This is a genomic window from Peptoniphilus indolicus (genome assembly GCF_900454665.1).
In the GTDB taxonomy this organism is placed as follows: Bacteria; Bacillota; Clostridia; order Tissierellales; family Peptoniphilaceae; genus Peptoniphilus; species Peptoniphilus indolicus.
The window spans coordinates 1,731,023-1,746,439 of sequence record NZ_UGTH01000001.1; the positions used below are offsets into that span (position 1 = coordinate 1,731,023).

Annotated in this window: 16 protein-coding genes; 15 read left to right on the forward strand and 1 reads right to left on the reverse strand. The window is 30.8% G+C overall.

Annotated elements, in window-relative coordinates:
- Entirely contained in the window at nt 1–420 is a 420-nt protein-coding gene (fabZ, locus tag DYE58_RS08280; protein ID WP_004821287.1) for a 3-hydroxyacyl-ACP dehydratase FabZ, read from the forward strand.
- A gap of 17 nt (nt 421–437) precedes the next feature.
- On the forward strand, nt 438–908 hold the full coding sequence (locus tag DYE58_RS08285; protein ID WP_004821289.1) for a MarR family transcriptional regulator: 471 nt from the start codon (nt 438–440) through the stop codon (nt 906–908).
- A gap of 66 nt (nt 909–974) precedes the next feature.
- Here the strand turns inward: DYE58_RS08285 and galU are convergent, their stop codons facing one another.
- On the reverse strand, nt 975–1,829 hold the full coding sequence (gene galU, locus DYE58_RS08290; protein ID WP_115312194.1) for a UTP--glucose-1-phosphate uridylyltransferase GalU: 855 nt from the start codon (nt 1,827–1,829) through the stop codon (nt 975–977).
- A 91-nt stretch (nt 1,830–1,920) separates the two neighbouring features.
- Between galU and DYE58_RS08295 the strand changes: the two genes are divergently transcribed.
- The 13 genes from DYE58_RS08295 to ftsZ all read left to right on the forward strand — a co-directional run bounded on the left by DYE58_RS08295 (nt 1,921) and on the right by ftsZ (nt 15,404).
- On the forward strand, nt 1,921–2,490 hold the full coding sequence (locus DYE58_RS08295; protein ID WP_040552363.1) for an HD domain-containing protein: 570 nt from the start codon (nt 1,921–1,923) through the stop codon (nt 2,488–2,490).
- Nucleotides 2,491–2,499: 9 nt separating this feature from the next.
- Complete coding sequence (locus DYE58_RS08300; RefSeq protein WP_004821294.1) at nt 2,500–3,177, forward strand: response regulator transcription factor; 678 nt, start codon at nt 2,500–2,502, stop codon at nt 3,175–3,177.
- Nucleotides 3,170–4,579: a sensor histidine kinase gene (locus tag DYE58_RS08305; RefSeq protein WP_004821296.1), complete on the forward strand. Its 1,410-nt coding sequence runs from the start codon at nt 3,170–3,172 to the stop codon at nt 4,577–4,579. Before DYE58_RS08300 ends, DYE58_RS08305 begins: the two co-directional genes overlap by 8 nt.
- A 151-nt stretch (nt 4,580–4,730) precedes the next feature.
- On the forward strand, nt 4,731–5,162 hold the full coding sequence (gene mraZ / locus DYE58_RS08310) for a division/cell wall cluster transcriptional repressor MraZ (RefSeq protein WP_004821298.1): 432 nt from the start codon (nt 4,731–4,733) through the stop codon (nt 5,160–5,162).
- A 1-nt stretch (nt 5,163) separates the two neighbouring features.
- On the forward strand, nt 5,164–6,102 hold the full coding sequence (rsmH, locus tag DYE58_RS08315) for a 16S rRNA (cytosine(1402)-N(4))-methyltransferase RsmH (protein WP_004821302.1): 939 nt from the start codon (nt 5,164–5,166) through the stop codon (nt 6,100–6,102).
- Between the two features lie 13 nt (nt 6,103–6,115).
- Complete coding sequence (locus DYE58_RS08320) at nt 6,116–6,532, forward strand: FtsB family cell division protein (RefSeq protein WP_004821304.1); 417 nt, start codon at nt 6,116–6,118, stop codon at nt 6,530–6,532.
- Between the two features lie 12 nt (nt 6,533–6,544).
- Nucleotides 6,545–8,956: a penicillin-binding transpeptidase domain-containing protein gene (locus DYE58_RS08325; protein ID WP_245946077.1), complete on the forward strand. Its 2,412-nt coding sequence runs from the start codon at nt 6,545–6,547 to the stop codon at nt 8,954–8,956.
- A 26-nt stretch (nt 8,957–8,982) separates the two neighbouring features.
- Entirely contained in the window at nt 8,983–9,969 is a 987-nt protein-coding gene (gene mraY, locus DYE58_RS08330; protein WP_083827179.1) for a phospho-N-acetylmuramoyl-pentapeptide-transferase, read from the forward strand.
- Nucleotides 9,970–9,980: 11 nt separating this feature from the next.
- Nucleotides 9,981–11,276: a UDP-N-acetylmuramoyl-L-alanine--D-glutamate ligase gene (murD, locus tag DYE58_RS08335; protein ID WP_004821311.1), complete on the forward strand. Its 1,296-nt coding sequence runs from the start codon at nt 9,981–9,983 to the stop codon at nt 11,274–11,276.
- Nucleotides 11,263–12,363 (forward strand): FtsW/RodA/SpoVE family cell cycle protein, encoded by a 1,101-nt coding sequence (locus DYE58_RS08340; protein WP_115312195.1) that lies wholly within the window; start codon nt 11,263–11,265, stop codon nt 12,361–12,363. Before murD ends, DYE58_RS08340 begins: the two co-directional genes overlap by 14 nt.
- A 2-nt stretch (nt 12,364–12,365) precedes the next feature.
- The gene (murG, locus tag DYE58_RS08345) at nt 12,366–13,442 is read left to right on the forward strand and encodes an undecaprenyldiphospho-muramoylpentapeptide beta-N-acetylglucosaminyltransferase (protein ID WP_115312196.1); all 1,077 of its coding nucleotides are present in this window, start codon (nt 12,366–12,368) and stop codon (nt 13,440–13,442) included.
- A 17-nt stretch (nt 13,443–13,459) separates the two neighbouring features.
- Nucleotides 13,460–14,236 (forward strand): cell division protein FtsQ/DivIB, encoded by a 777-nt coding sequence (locus DYE58_RS08350; protein WP_004821320.1) that lies wholly within the window; start codon nt 13,460–13,462, stop codon nt 14,234–14,236.
- 85 nt (nt 14,237–14,321) lie between these two features.
- Complete coding sequence (ftsZ, locus tag DYE58_RS08355; RefSeq protein WP_004821322.1) at nt 14,322–15,404, forward strand: cell division protein FtsZ; 1,083 nt, start codon at nt 14,322–14,324, stop codon at nt 15,402–15,404.
- Nucleotides 15,405–15,417: the final 13 nt, after the last annotated feature.

Here is a 15,417-nt window from a genome sequence, read left to right on the forward strand (position 1 = left end):
ATGAAACTAAATTTTGAAGAAGTAAAAAATATTTTGCCACATAGAGCACCTTTTTTAATGGTAGATAAAATAGTTGAGTTAGAAGAGGGCGAAAGTGCTGTAGGAATTAAGTGTGTTAGTGGGAATGAGCCATATTTTCAAGGGCATTTTCCAAACTATGCAGTGATGCCAGGGGTATTGCAAGTTGAAACGGTAGCTCAAGTTGGAGCAGTAGCTATTTTGATTAATGAACCAGGGAAAAACGCTTTTCTTGGTGGAATAAAAAAAGCTAGGTTTTACAAGCAAATTGTTCCTGGAGATTTATTAGAAATTCATTGTAAAATAATAAATAAGAAAGGGAATGTAGGCTTTGGAGAAGGATACATAATTGTAGATGGCGAGAAAGCTATGAGTTGTGAGATTTCTTTTGCAATTGCCTAAAATATAGGGAGGCTATTATGTTAAATGAAAAATTTTCAGAAGTTTATGATAAATTTAAGTTGAATTTGTATAAGAATATGTTCCGAAATTTGCAGGATAGAGAAGCAACATTAACTGCTACAGAAACATTTACAATTGAGGTTATACATGCACTAAAAAGACCAAGAGTGAGTGATTTAACTGAGTTTTTAGAAATGTCTCATCCTAATATTGCTTATAAAATAGCTTCCTTAGTTAAAAAGGGATATTTGAAAAAAATTCAATCTGAAGAAGACAAGAGAGAATTTTATTTAGAAGTAACTCAAAAGTTTTATGATTATTATGAAATGAAAGAGGAATATATAAACATAGTCATGGACAGACTAGAAGAGAGGATAAGCGAGGAAGATTCTAAAAAACTGGAAGCTCTTTTAACTATAATGAGCGAAGAGTTAATGCCTGAGGTAACAAATTTTATAGCAAAACATGAAAAAAATGATACAAAATAAAACAAAAAGGACATTTTAAATTTTACTTTTAAAGTGTCCTTTATTTTATATTTGATTTAAATTAGTTTAACACTCTTTTAAAATATCGATTAGATATTCTTTAAATTCTTTACCAAAATCCTTATCTTTTAATGCATACTCAACTGTTGCTTTTAAATAGCCAATTTTTGAACCAGTATCAAATCTTTTTCCGGTAATTTTTTGGCCCATTATCTTTTCATATTTTAATAGTTTCAAAAGTGCATCTGTGAGTTGAATTTCGCCGCCATAGCCTGGTTTTGTTTCTGAGATTAAATCAAATATTCTAGGGGTTATAACATATCTACCTATTATTGCAAGGTTTGATGGAGCGGATTCTATAGAAGGTTTTTCAACCATATCTACGATTTCATCATTGACAAGTTTAACAATACCATATTTATTTACATCATTCTTAGGGACTTCAAATAAACCTATTACACTTAAACCTGTTTTATTATACATTTCAATTAATCCCTTTGAAGCATTGTCATTTAAATCTATTATCTCATCTCCTAAGAGTAATAAAAATGGCTCATCAGAAACAAAAGATTTTGCGCAATTTACAGCATGACCAAGTCCAAGAGCTTTATGCTGTCTTATGAAGTGTATCTTAGCAAGAGAATTTAATTCATTTATTTGTTCAAGTTCATTAATTTTATTAGTAGATTTAAGTTTTTCTTCAAGTTCGATATTTGAATCAAAATAGTCTTCAATTGAATTTTTATTTCTTCCCAATATAATTAAAATCTCTTCTATACCAGCTTCAACAGCTTCACGAACTATGTATTCTATATTTGGAGTATCTATTATCGGCAACATTTCCTTTGGAACAGCTTTTGTGAAAGGTAGAAATCTAGTTCCCAAACCTGCCGCTGGAATTATAGCTTTTTTTATTTTCATAATTCACCTCTTAGGTTTATAATACAACAAAGTATAAATCTTTTAAAGTTTTAAGAATTCATAGTATAATTAATAATAAGAGGTGAAAGAAATGAGACCGACAAGAGAAAAAGCATTTAAGTTATTAAAAGAATATACAGAATCTGAAGCATTGATAATGCATGCACTACAAGTAGAAGCTGCAATGATTGAATTTGGAAAAATGTTTGGAGAAGATGAGGAACTATATGGAATAGTTGGACTTCTTCACGATATAGACTACGATAAATATCCAGATGAACATTTGAAATTAGCTCCAAAGATTTTAAAAGAAAATGATATAGACGAAGATATAATAAGAGCAGTTATGTCACATGGATATGGAATGTGCACAGATGTTAAACCGGAATCAAATATGGAAAAATCAATTTATACAGTAGATGAATTAACGGGGATTATAAACGCTTGTTGTTTACTGCGCCCTTCTAAGTCAGTATTGGATTTAAATGTAAAATCAGTAAACAAAAAATTCAAAGATAAAAAATTTGCCGCAGGTTGCGATAGAGATGTAATACTTAATGGGTGTGAGATGCTTGGCATGGATAAAAATGATGTAATTGAACATACTATTAAGGGACTTAAAGACAGAGCAGAGATAGTTGGATTAAAGGGTGAACTCTAAGGAGATACTATGTTTAAAATTTTAGTTGTAGATGATGAACCTAAGATAAGAGAAGTTATAAGAACTTATGCAGAATTTGAAGGCCATACAGTAATTGAGGCTGAAGATGGTCTTGATGCTATTGACAAAGTCAAAGAACAAAGCTTTGATGTAATAGTAATGGATATAATGATGCCTAAATTAGACGGGTTTTCGAGTTATAAAGAAATAAGAAAAATAGCAGATATTCCGGTGCTTATGTTATCAGCAAGGGGAGAGGAATATGATAAGTTATTTGGATTTGAAATAGGTATTGATGATTATGTTGTAAAACCTTTCTCCCCAAAAGAATTAATGGCGAGGTTAAATGTAATAGTAAAAAGGCATCAAAAAACTGTTGAAAATGAAACTTTGGAATTTGAAGGATTAAAAATTGATTTAGACGGAAGAGATGTATATGTAAATTCAGAAAAAGTTGATTTAACACCTAAGGAATACGATCTTTTAGTTTATTTAGCAGCTAATGAAAACATAGCATTGTCTAGAGATAAACTCTTATCAAAAGTATGGGGATATGATTTTTATGGAGATGATAGAACGGTAGATACTCATATAAAAATGCTTAGAAACTCAATAAAAGAGTACAGAAAATTTATCATCACAGTGAGAGGAATGGGCTATAAATTTGATACGTCGAAATTTGAATAATAAAGTTTTAGATAAAAAGAGTATGATGTTCAATTTTTGGAAATATTTCATGCTTTTTGCAGCTTCTATTTTATTAGCTCTTTGGTTATTCCAGATAGTTTTTCTAAATAGGTTTTACGAAACAATGAAAATTAGAGAGGTAACTAAGACTGGTGATACATTAAAAAACGAGTTCAAAGATAAAAATTTTGAAAATATAATTTTAAACTATTCACAAAACAAAGGGATGAATATAGAAGTTATAGACGAGGAAGGATATTTAGTTTATCCTCTTAATTGGGTGGAAGTCATAATGAACCCAAGGGTGTTAGATGAGAAAGGATTTGAAGAATTTTTTGAAAATGTTGGACCTGGAAAGAAAATGTATAGGGTAACGTTGAAAAAATTTAAATACCTCGAGAATTCGTCTATTGTATATGGAGGATATTTAGGGAAAGAAAGTGGCAAAGACCACTATATGCTTATTAAGACAAACTTGGAACCGGTAGACTCAGCTGTAGATATATTGAAAAATATTTTGTTGATTGTATTGGGATTATCTTTTGCACTATCGGTTATACTATCTTATTTTATTTCAAAAAGGTTATCAAGACCGCTTGTTGAAATGTCAAAAACAGCTAGAAAACTTGGAAAGGGAAACTATGAAGTCAATTTTAAGTATGGCTATTATACAGAGATAAACGACCTTTCAAAAACACTAAATTATGCAACTAATGAGTTGACTAAGACGATTGAAATGAGAAAAGATTTAATAGCAAATGTAAGTCACGATTTAAAGACTCCACTTACTGTAATAAAATCTTATGCTGAAATGATAAGAGATATTTCTGGAAGAAATGAAGTGCTTAGAAATGAGCATATAGATATAATTATTTCAGAATCAGATAAATTAACTCAGTTGGTAAATGACTTGTTGGATATATCTAAAATTGAATCTTCACTAGAAAGTATAAAAATGGAAAGGGTTGATTTGATAAAATTATCTCACATTGTTGCAGAGAGATTTGCTCTCCCAGAAGATGTAATAACTATAGAATCTAAAGGAGAATGTACTATATTTGCGGATAAGAGAAGGATAGAACAAGTTATATATAATTTTATAAGTAATGCTGTAAAATATACAAGAAAGGACAAAAAAATTGTAATCAAAATTTTTGAAGAAGATGACGAAGTTATTTTTAATTGCATAGATAATGGGGTTGGAATAGCAAAAGAAAATTTAGATTTAATTTGGGACAGATTTTATAGGATAAGAGATAATCACACTAGACCAAGGGTTGGAACCGGTTTAGGGCTTCATATTGTAAAAAGTATATTAGAAATACATCAATATAAATATGGAGTGGAGTCAGAGTTAAATAAAGGTTCAAATTTTTATTTTAGGGCAAAAAAATATAAATAATTTTAAGCATATGAAAAGGCTAAAGGTCAATAAAAAGGACTTGAGGCCTTTTTTTTATTGTGCATAAAATAAGATGGATATAAACAAAAAAATGATGTAGAATAGAGGTAAGTGGAAGATAGTGGTTTGAAGTGGTATATAATGGTGTGAAATGTTAATAGGCGAATACAGACATACCTTGGATACAAAAGGAAGGGTTATAATTCCTTCAAAGTTCCGAGATGAATTAAAAGACAATTTCATTATTACCAAAGGATTGGACAACTGCCTCTTTATTTATCCTCAAAGTGAGTGGATAAAAATAGAAAATAAGTTGAAAGAATTGCCTTTGACAAACAGAGATGTTAGAAGTTTTGTGAGAACTTTTTATTCTGGTGCCATAGATGAGTCTTTGGACAAGCAAGGAAGAGTTGTAATACCACAGTCACTACGAGAACATGCTAGCATTGAAAAAGATGTTGTAATTATAGGAGTAAGTACACGTGTTGAAATATGGAGTACGGAAAATTGGGATAATTACAATGATTCACTTGGGTTATCATATGAAGATATAGCTGAAAAAATGCAAGAATTGGGGATTTAAAATGGTTGAATTTGCACACAAGTCCGTTTTATTAAATGAGACGATAGATCTTTTGAATGTAAGAGAAGGTGGCATATATGTGGACGGCACTATAGGTGGAGCTGGGCACTCATGTGAAATTCTTAAACGCATTGGAAACGATGGTCTACTAATAGGTATAGATCAAGATACCAATGCACTTAAAAAAGCTGATTCAGTGCTTAGTAGAATAGGTTCAAACTATAAACTATTTCATTCCAATTATAAAAATTTTGAAGATATTTTAAATGAGTTAAACATAGATAAAGTTGATGGAATTCTATTGGATTTAGGCGTTTCTTCATACCAATTTGATGAAGGCAGTAGAGGTTTTTCTTATAATTATGATGCTAGATTGGATATGAGAATGGATACTACATCTAATTTAAGTGCTTGGGAAATTGTAAATGAATATTCAAAAGAAGAACTTACTAATATAATAAAAGATTATTCTGAAGAAAGATTTGCATCTAAAATAGCGGATAATATAGTTAAAAAAAGAAATATAAAGTCAATAGATACAACTTTTGAATTAGTTGAGGTAATAAAAGAGGCGATACCTTTAAAATTTAGAGTAAAGGGTGGCCATCCTGCAAAGAAGACTTTTCAAGCTCTTAGAATTGAGACAAATGATGAACTTGGAGTGTTGAGAAGTGCATTAGATAGTATGATTAACAGATTGAATAAGAATGGAAGAATAGCAATAATATCTTTCCATTCTCTTGAAGATAGAATTGTAAAAGAAACTTTTAAATACAGATTTTTAGATTGTATATGTCCACCCGAAAGTCCTGTATGTATTTGTGATAAAAAAAGAGATATTGAAATAATTACGAGAAAACCGGTAGTGGCTACTGAAAAAGAATTGAAAGAAAATAATAGAGCCCACAGTGCTAAGTTGAGGGTGGCAGAAAAAATATAGAGGTATTGTATAGATGTCTGAGCAAAGAAAATTTAGACAAGTAAAATTGAATAGCAGACAATTAAAAGTCAAAAAGAGAAAAAATTTGGCAAAACCATTGTATATGACGATAGCTATTGTTATTATAATGTTCTTAGGGGTTTCTATAGCATATTCTCATTTATCAAGCATAGATAAAGATATAATTGCAAAAGAAAAAGAAATTTCTGATTTGAAAAAGACTAAATTAGCTTTGGAAGCAGAAGTTAAGAGTATAAAAAGTTCTACTGAAATACAAGATGAAGCAATGTATAAATTAGGAATGGTATATCCATCGCAAGACCAAATTGTTTATGTAGATATAAGCGAAAATAAAAGACAGTTGGATGTGAATCATAATGTTTTTTTGAGTCCAATTTTATCGGTGCTTAAATCCTTCACTAAGGATTAGGGGGAAATATAATTGAAAGTAAATTTAAAAAGAGCTCGTGAGATAAATAGTTCGCAAAAGAATGCGAATTTTAAGATAAGTTTGATTTTTCTCGGGATGGCTCTTTTCTTTTTTATAATAATAATTAGAATTCTGTACATAAATATAGTAAGAGGAGAAGAACTAACCAGAAAGGGATTAAATCAGCTAACGAGTACAGAAATAGTTCAGGCTGACAGAGGTATAATTTATGACAGAAATAATAAAGAGTTAGTAGTAAATATAACCAAGTCAAATGTATACTATAATATGGATTTTAAAAGAGGAGATACTTACTCAGATAAGGAAATAAAAGAAAAAAAGAAAAAAATTGAAGAAGATTCTTTGGCTATTTCAAAAGTACTGAAAGTTCCTAAAGATGAAATAAAGAAAAAAATGGTTGGAGATAAGGTAGTACAAATTGTGTCTAATATAGATAGAGATACAGCAAGTGCATTAAGAGAACTCAAGATAGAAAAACTGTCTTTAGATGATGTGCCAAGGAGATTTTATCCTAATGGAAATATATTATCTAAAGTTTTGGGGTTTGTAACTGATGATGGAAATGGACAATACGGTCTTGAATCTAGTTATGATGGAATAATGAGTGGAATAGCAGGGAAAAATATTTCTATAAAAGCTAACACTCGTATGCAAATCCCACTTACAGACGAAGAATCTTATGCTCCAAAAGAAGGTCAAAACTTAATTCTTACAATAGATGACAATATACAAAAATTTGCTGAAGAAGCAGCTGAAAGATCGAGAATAAAGCATAATGCCGAAGAAGTCAATATAATAGTTCAGAGTACCAAGACCGGCGAAATTCTTGCCATGGCATCTTCACTAAGCTATGATGCGAACAACCCTAAATCTCCTGTTGGAGATGCTCAAAAGAAGGATTGGGATTTGCTTACTAAAGATGAAAAAGTCGTAGCTTGGTACAAAAACTGGACAAATTTCAATGTGAGCTCTCAGTATGAACCGGGTTCTACATTTAAATTGATAACTGCAGCAGCAGCACTTGAAGAAGCTACAACATATCCATTAAAAGAATATTATTGTCCTGGACAGATTAAATTTTTTGATAAAGTAATAAAATGCGCTTCAAAAAATAACGGCACTAAAACAATGCAGCAAGCTGTAGTTGAATCATGCAATATTACACTTATGAAAATGGCAGAAGAATTAGGATCTGAAAAATTTTATAAGTATATAAAAGCATTTGGATTTGGAGAAAAGACAGGAATAGACCTTCCTGCAGAAGCAGTTGGCTCAATTCCAAATAATTATAAAGATATTTCAGAAATAAGACTTGCAACTATGAGTTATGGGCATGGTATAGCTATAACTCCAATACAACTCATCAATTCTGTATCTGCAATAGCAAATGGAGGAGATTTAAAAGTTCCAAGAGTTGTAAAAAGACTAGAAGATAGAAATAGAAATGTTTTAAAGAAGTTTGATTCTGTTTCCAAGAGAAAGGTAATATCTTCTGAGACGTCGAAGACAATGTTGGATATCATGTATAAGGTTGTAGAAGATGGAACTGGTAAAAAGGCTAAGGTAGAAGGTTATAAAATTGGTGGTAAAACCGGTACAGCATATATACCTTCAAAAGCTGGAGGATATGAAGATGAATACATTTCATCATTTATAGGAGTTGCTCCAGTAGATAACCCTGAAATAACAGTTCTTGTAATAGTTCAAAAACCTAAGGGGGATTTCTTTGCGGCAACAGTTGCCACTCCGGCAGCTAAAGAAGTTTTCAAAAATTCTTTAGAATATTTAGGGATAGAGAAGACTCAACCTATAGATAATAAAGATAAAAAAGACGATCCTATATTGATTCCAAATTTAAAAAATATGTTAGTAAGTGATGCTGGAAGAGAATTAGTAGATTTAGGATTTAAATTCAACACTAATCAAAATTCTCTGTTTGATGCAAGTATAGTTTTAAAACAAGAACCAAAGGCAGGAACATTGGCAAAACCAGGAACTATCATAGATTTATATGTTTCTAATGACAAAGAAAAGTATATGCCTGATTTAATAGGTAAGAGCAAAGAAGAAATAGAGTTAGTTTTAAAAGCTATGGATGTAAGATATAATATAAAAGGGACTGGAGTTGTTTTAGGACAATCAGTATTTGCAGGAACAAAGTTAAAAACTGATAGTAAAATTGAATTTGAAATGAGTAATAGCGAAGAAAAGATAGACACTAAACTAAAAGATGAAGAAATTTCATCCAACTTAAAAGAAACAAGCAACAAAGATACAGAAATTAAAAATCGTGTTAAAGAAAAAGATGATAAATTAAATTCAAAAGTTAAGAAGACCAATGATTCAGAGAAGATAAAAAAATCTGAAAATAAAGATAATAAAACAGATAAATCTGTGAGGTAAGTTAAATGCAAAGTATCAAAAATAACATGTGGCTGATAGTAGTTTGTATTACAGTCGCAGCAGCTTTTCCAATTTGGGGAGCTATATCAATAGTAATTTCTCTTATATTAGGGTATTATTTAATACCTATTTTAAGAAGTTTAAAGGCAGGTCAATCCATTAGAGAAGATGGACCTCAAACACATTTGGTAAAGAGTGGAACACCTACAATAGGTGGGGTGATTTTTTTATTCACCATAATTATAGTGAATGTACTGGCGAGAAATTTAAATCTAGACTCTTTAATGATTTTATTCTCAACATTGGCTTTTGGTGCGGTAGGGTTTATAGATGACTATATAAAAGTTGTAAAAAAAAGAAATTTAGGACTTACAGCAAAACAAAAATTATTTTTGCAAATATTTGTGGCTTGCGTACTTTTAGCTTATCAATATAGTGGCGAAGCAGGTTCTACAGATATAATAATTCCAATAAGCATGAGTAGAATAAATTTACCTGTATTTTTATATATACCATTTATAATATTTGTGGTTGTAGGTACTGTTAACTCAGTTAATTTAACAGATGGACTTGATGGACTTTCAAGTGGAGTTACTATAATTTGTATGACTTTCTTTGGAGTGGTTGCTTATAAGTTCCAAAATATGGGAATAGCCATGTTTTGTTTGATATTTGCAAGCGCACTGGTAGGATTTTTATTTTACAATAAATATCCGGCGAAGGTGTTTATGGGGGATACGGGTTCGCTAGCTCTAGGCGGAGCTGTAAGTGCAATAGCAATTTTATTGAACTTACCTTTGATTTTACCTATAGCAGGTGGAATATACTTTATAGAAACTCTTTCTGTAATAATTCAAGTAGTTTCATTTAAGACAAGAGGAAAGAGAGTATTTTTGATGTCTCCATTACATCACCACTTCGAACAGTTGGTATGGAAAGAAACAAAAGTAGTTGCAGTATTCTGTGCAGTAGAATTACTTTTATGTGTAATTTCATATTTTATGATTTTTTAATGAGGGTATAAATGAAAAAAAATATATTAATACTAGGAATGGGCATAAGCGGGAAGGCAATATATAATGAATTGAAAAAAAAAGATATAAATATCTTTGTGCATGATGATAACCAAGAAAATTTAAAAGGATATAGAGAAATTTTTGAATCTTTTGAAAAAGACAAAATAGAATTAGTTATAAAAAGTCCAGGTATTAAACCAACAAATGAAATTTTAAATTTGGCAAGAAATAATGGTATAGAGATAATCACAGATTTAGAGTTGTTTTATGAGATGTCACATAAAGATATAATAGTTATAACAGGGACTAATGGCAAAACCACAACAACATCTTTGATATCTAGCATATTAAGTCAAGATTACAATGCCAAAGCGGTTGGGAACATAGGTGTTGGCGTTATGGATGTAGTAGACGAAAAAATCGATTTTGCGGTTATAGAAGCTAGTTCATTTCAATTAAATGATGTGAAAACTTTTAGACCTAAAATTTCTGTGATTACAAACATAACTCCAGACCATTTAGATTGGCATGGAAATTTTGAAAATTATAGAGATGCCAAGTTAAATATATTAAAAAATCAAACGGAGAAAGATTTTGCAGTTTTAAATTATACCGATGAAATTTTATCTAAAGTCTCTTCAAAAGCAAAAATATATTATTTTTCAATAGAAGATTCAGGGTTGAAGGGGGCTTTTATAAGAGAAGGACTTATTTATTTTAGGGATGATGATGAAGAAATAGTATTTGATACAAGAGATTTAAAGCTTTTAGGAAACCATAATTTAGAAAATGTATTAGCTGCTGTGTGTGTTTCCAAAATTATAAAGGTAAAACCTGAATCTATAAAAAAAGCACTTAGTGAGTTTGGCGGAGTTGAACACAGACTTGAATTTGTAAAAGAAGTAAATGGAGTTAAGTATTTTAATGATTCAAAAGGAACGAATCCAGCATCAACAATAAAAGCTGTGGACTCGTTTGAAAACAACTTGTTATTAATTGCAGGTGGATATCAAAAAAATGCTGATTATACAGAATTGCTTGAAATTGCAAAGGATAAACTAAAAGCTTTAATATTATTAGGTGAAACCAAGTATGATATAAAAAATACTGCTGATAAATTAGGGATAGAAAGTATAGTTGTAAATAATCTAGAAGAAGCCTTAAATCTATCTAAAGACATTTCTGTTATAGGAGACAATGTATTGTTAAGTCCGGCTTGTGCCTCGTGGGATATGTACAGTTCTTATGAAGAAAGAGGCAAACATTTTAAAGAGTTGGTGATGAATTTAAATGAAAAAATATAAAGAAGCTCTCAAGTCTTTGGACTTGGGTCTTTTTATAACGGCGCTTTTGTTGATAGGAATTGGGATTATATCTGTAATATCGGCATCATATCCGGTGGGGTCCAAAACATTTGGAGATGGACTTTATTTTGGGAAAAGATATTTCACTTTTATGATAGTGGGATTTTTTGGGATGTTAGTAGCTTATAAATTTCCAAGAAAATTTTTTAAGCGATATTCTTTTATACTTTTTTGTGGAACAATAATTTTAGTATTGATGTTATTTATTCCTGAATTTACAAAGTCTTCCCGTGGTTCAGGCAGATGGCTTAACTTACCTTTTCTTCCATTAATACAACCATCAGACTTTGTAAAAATATCTTCGATATTATATATGGGTAAGATATTGGCTGAGAATAGATATAAACTATATAAAAAAGAAATATTCTTTAAAATCATAGCAATAATTGGAATTGCAACTTTGCCGGTAATGTTAAAAGACTTGTCAACAGGATTTGTAATAGGAGCGACATTGATGCTTATGTATATAGTTGCAGGTATATCTATGCATCAATTTGTAACTTTATGTGGTATTGGAATTATTATTTTAATACCAATGGTATTTAAGTATGCATATAGATTGGAAAGAATTTTAGGTTTTTTAAATAGCAGCAAAGGTAGTTTGGACCAAAACTACCAAATAAATCAATCATTGTATGCAATTGCAATGGGTGGTATTGGTGGAGTTGGATATTTTCATTCAAGGCAAAAATATTTTAATTTAGCTGAAGCTCATAATGACTTTATTTTTTCTGTAATATGTGAAGAATTTGGTATGATAGGTGGTATATTTGTAGTAGCTTTATTTTTTATATTTATTTATAGAGGATTAAGGATTGCAAGTAGAACAAAAAATAATTATGATAAATATGTAGCTGTTGGATTGACATCTTATATCGGGATGCAAGCCATTATTAATATATGCGTTGGAGTTGGGATATTTCCGGTAACGGGGATAACACTACCTTTTATTTCGTATGGAGGTACAGCGCTTATAATGGCAATGGTAGCAGTTGGATTTTTACTTAAAATATCAAAGGATGTGTAATTTTGAAATATATACTTTCAGGAGGAGGAACCGGAGGTCACATATATCCGGCACTTGCCATAGCTGAAGAAATAAAAAAAAGAGACTCTTCAAGTGAGATACTATATGTAGGGAAAATAGCAGGACTTGAAGAAGAGCTTGCTAAAAAAGCGGGACTTGATTTTAAAGGGGTCCATATAGAGGGGTTACCTAGGAAAAAGGTAAATATAAAAACTGCAATTACCCTATTTAATCTTTTAAGAGGTTTGAGGGAGTGTGAGAAGATAATAAAGAACTTTAAACCCGACATTGTAATAGGAACTGGTGGGTATGTGTGCGCTCCTGTTGTCATGAAAGCTCAACAAAAGGGAATAAAGACAGTCATTCAGGAACAAAATGCCTATCCTGGAAAGACAAATAGATTTTTGGCGAGAAAAGCTTCTCTTTTGGCTTTAAGTTTCAAAGAAGCTGAAAAATATATAGATAATAAAAATATAATAATAACTGGGAATCCGGTAAGAGAAGACTTTACTTTAAAAACTCGTGAACAATCTAGAAAAGAATTGAATTTAAAACCTGATGAAGAATTGGTGTTATCTTTTGGTGGTAGTGGTGGACAAGAGTCTACTAATGATGCGATGCTTGAAATTTTAAAGAATGAATTGGATTTTAAGCTAGTTCATATAACAGGTAAACCACATTATGATGAATTTGCATCAAAGGTGACAAAAAATAGAAATGCAGAAATTTTAAATTATTCAGATGAAATTTCAAAGTATATTTTAGCAAGTGATTTAATAATAACAAGTTCTTCGGCAATGGCTTTAGCTGAGATATCACAAGTTGGTAGAGCTAGTATTTTAATACCAAAGGCATATACTGCGGGGAACCATCAATATCACAATGCTATGAGTTATAAAGATGCAGGGGCTTCCTTAGTTATCTTGGAAGATGAATTAACAGGGGATAAACTTTTAAATTCTATAAATGAATTGTTAAACAATCCTCAAAAGAGAGAGGAAATGGCAGAAAACTCTAAAAAACTAGGTAATTCAGGTGCTGTAACTAAATTAGTAGATGAAATGATTAAATTAATTTAATTGGGAAGCGAAAATATATGAAGAGACAGGTAAGACTTGCAAAATATGAATATAGAAGAAAACGAAAAAGATTTATGAACAGACTTTTTTTATTTTCAGTTATAATTTTGATCGCAATTTTTACTTTAAATAAATTTGGGGTATTTAATGTTATAAGTGTTAAAGTAGAGGGCGCCGAAAGACTAAAGTCTACAGAAGTTATAAAAGTTTCAGGAATAAAAGTTGGACAAAGTTATTTTTCTGTTTCGCCTAATAGTAGAGAGAGGGATTTAGAAAAAATACCTTTAGTAAAATCTGCAAAAATTAGTTTTAATTTTAAAAGAGAAGCTGTTATCAAACTTGAAGAAAGAATACCTAAATTTCAAATAGAAAATTTTTTGGAATACTATATGCTTGATGAAGATATGAAGATTATATCTAAAGAGAGTTCCAAAGCTGAAGTTCCAGAAATTAAAGACAATTTAAAGAAATTAAATTTAGGTGAAAAGATATACGAAGATGACAATAAAATTGAATTTTTTAAAGAACTTGTCAATCAACCTGTCTATTCAAAAATAGAAGATATAGATTTAAATGGGACCTATTCGTTGTTTACTAAAGATGGTATTCAAATTGTAATTGGGAAATTAGAAAATTTGGATTACAAGTTTAGAATGCTTGAAGAAATTTTAAAAGATATAGAAGCAACTGGGAAAAATGCCAGAATAATTGAATTGGACAAGGAAGATCCAATAGTTATGGTGGATGATCATAATAGAGAAAATATTGAAGAAAATTTAGATGAAAGTCAATAATTTTCTCTAAATATTGACTATTTGAAGATTATTTCATAAAATATAAATAAGTTTATGATAAAGACGTTTTAATAGGAGGATGTGTATGTTGGATTTCGATATGGACCATGACGAATTTGCAAAAATTAAAGTTGTGGGCGTAGGCGGCGGTGGAAACAACGCTGTAAACCGTATGATTAATGCGGGAGTAAAGGGTGTTGAATATATTGTAGCTAACACTGATAGACAAGCTTTAAAAAATGCATTAGCTGAAAATAAAATACAAATTGGAGAAAAATTAACAAAAGGACTAGGAGCCGGAGCTAACCCTGATGTTGGAGAATCGGCTGCAGAAGAGTCTAGAGATGAAATTAGAGAATCTTTAGAAGGAGCTGATATGGTATTTATAACTGCCGGAATGGGCGGTGGAACTGGTACAGGAGCTGCTCCTGTAATTGCAGATGTTGCAAAAGAAATGGGTCTTTTAACTGTTGGTGTAGTTACAAAACCATTTACATTTGAAGGACATAAGAGAGCAAAATCAGCAGAACGTGGAATTAATGCACTTAAGGGAGTTGTAGATACTCTTGTAATTATTCCAAACGATAGACTTTTATCTATTTCAGATAAAAAGACTAGCTTCTCAAAAGCATTTGAAATGGCAGATGATATCTTAAAACAAGGTATTCAAGGTATATCTGATTTGATTTCAGTACCTAATCTAATTAACTTAGACTTTGCCGATGTTAAGACAATTATGTATGATAAGGGTGTAGCCCATATGGGTATTGGTATTGCTTCAGGAGACGACAGAGCTCAAGAAGCTGCTAAGATGGCAATTAATTCGCCACTTCTTGAAACTTCAATTCAAGGTGCAAAATCTGTACTTCTTAACATTACAGCAGGTAATGATTTAGGAATTTTTGAAGTTAATGAAGCAGCTGACTTAATACGTGATTGCGTAGATGAAGATGCTAACATAATCTTTGGTGCAGGAATTGATGAAACACTTAAAGATGCAGTTAAGATTACTGTAATAGCTACTGAGTTTGACCAATATAAAGAAGAAAAACCAAAGACATCTTCTTTATTTCCAAGAACTGAGCTTAAAAGAGAAACTGAAAAGGCTAGTGAAAAAGATAGTGGGGATCTTAAAATTCCACCATTTTTAAGAAATATAAGAAAGTAGTACCTCATCTTAG

Excerpts from the sequence above, each read along its gene's own strand:
- fabZ (WP_004821287.1), top strand. The coding sequence starts at position 1 with ATGAAACTAAATTTTGAAGAAGTAAAAAATATTTTGCCACATAGAGCA.
- DYE58_RS08285 (WP_004821289.1), top strand. The coding sequence starts at position 438 with ATGTTAAATGAAAAATTTTCAGAAGTTTATGATAAATTTAAGTTGAAT.
- galU (WP_115312194.1), bottom strand. The coding sequence starts at position 1,829 with ATGAAAATAAAAAAAGCTATAATTCCAGCGGCAGGTTTGGGAACTAGA.
- DYE58_RS08295 (WP_040552363.1), top strand. The coding sequence starts at position 1,921 with ATGAGACCGACAAGAGAAAAAGCATTTAAGTTATTAAAAGAATATACA.
- DYE58_RS08300 (WP_004821294.1), top strand. The coding sequence starts at position 2,500 with ATGTTTAAAATTTTAGTTGTAGATGATGAACCTAAGATAAGAGAAGTT.
- mraZ (WP_004821298.1), top strand. The coding sequence starts at position 4,731 with ATGTTAATAGGCGAATACAGACATACCTTGGATACAAAAGGAAGGGTT.
- rsmH (WP_004821302.1), top strand. The coding sequence starts at position 5,164 with ATGGTTGAATTTGCACACAAGTCCGTTTTATTAAATGAGACGATAGAT.
- DYE58_RS08320 (WP_004821304.1), top strand. The coding sequence starts at position 6,116 with ATGTCTGAGCAAAGAAAATTTAGACAAGTAAAATTGAATAGCAGACAA.
- mraY (WP_083827179.1), top strand. The coding sequence starts at position 8,983 with ATGTGGCTGATAGTAGTTTGTATTACAGTCGCAGCAGCTTTTCCAATT.
- murD (WP_004821311.1), top strand. The coding sequence starts at position 9,981 with ATGAAAAAAAATATATTAATACTAGGAATGGGCATAAGCGGGAAGGCA.
- DYE58_RS08340 (WP_115312195.1), top strand. The coding sequence starts at position 11,263 with ATGAAAAAATATAAAGAAGCTCTCAAGTCTTTGGACTTGGGTCTTTTT.
- DYE58_RS08350 (WP_004821320.1), top strand. The coding sequence starts at position 13,460 with ATGAAGAGACAGGTAAGACTTGCAAAATATGAATATAGAAGAAAACGA.
- ftsZ (WP_004821322.1), top strand. The coding sequence starts at position 14,322 with ATGTTGGATTTCGATATGGACCATGACGAATTTGCAAAAATTAAAGTT.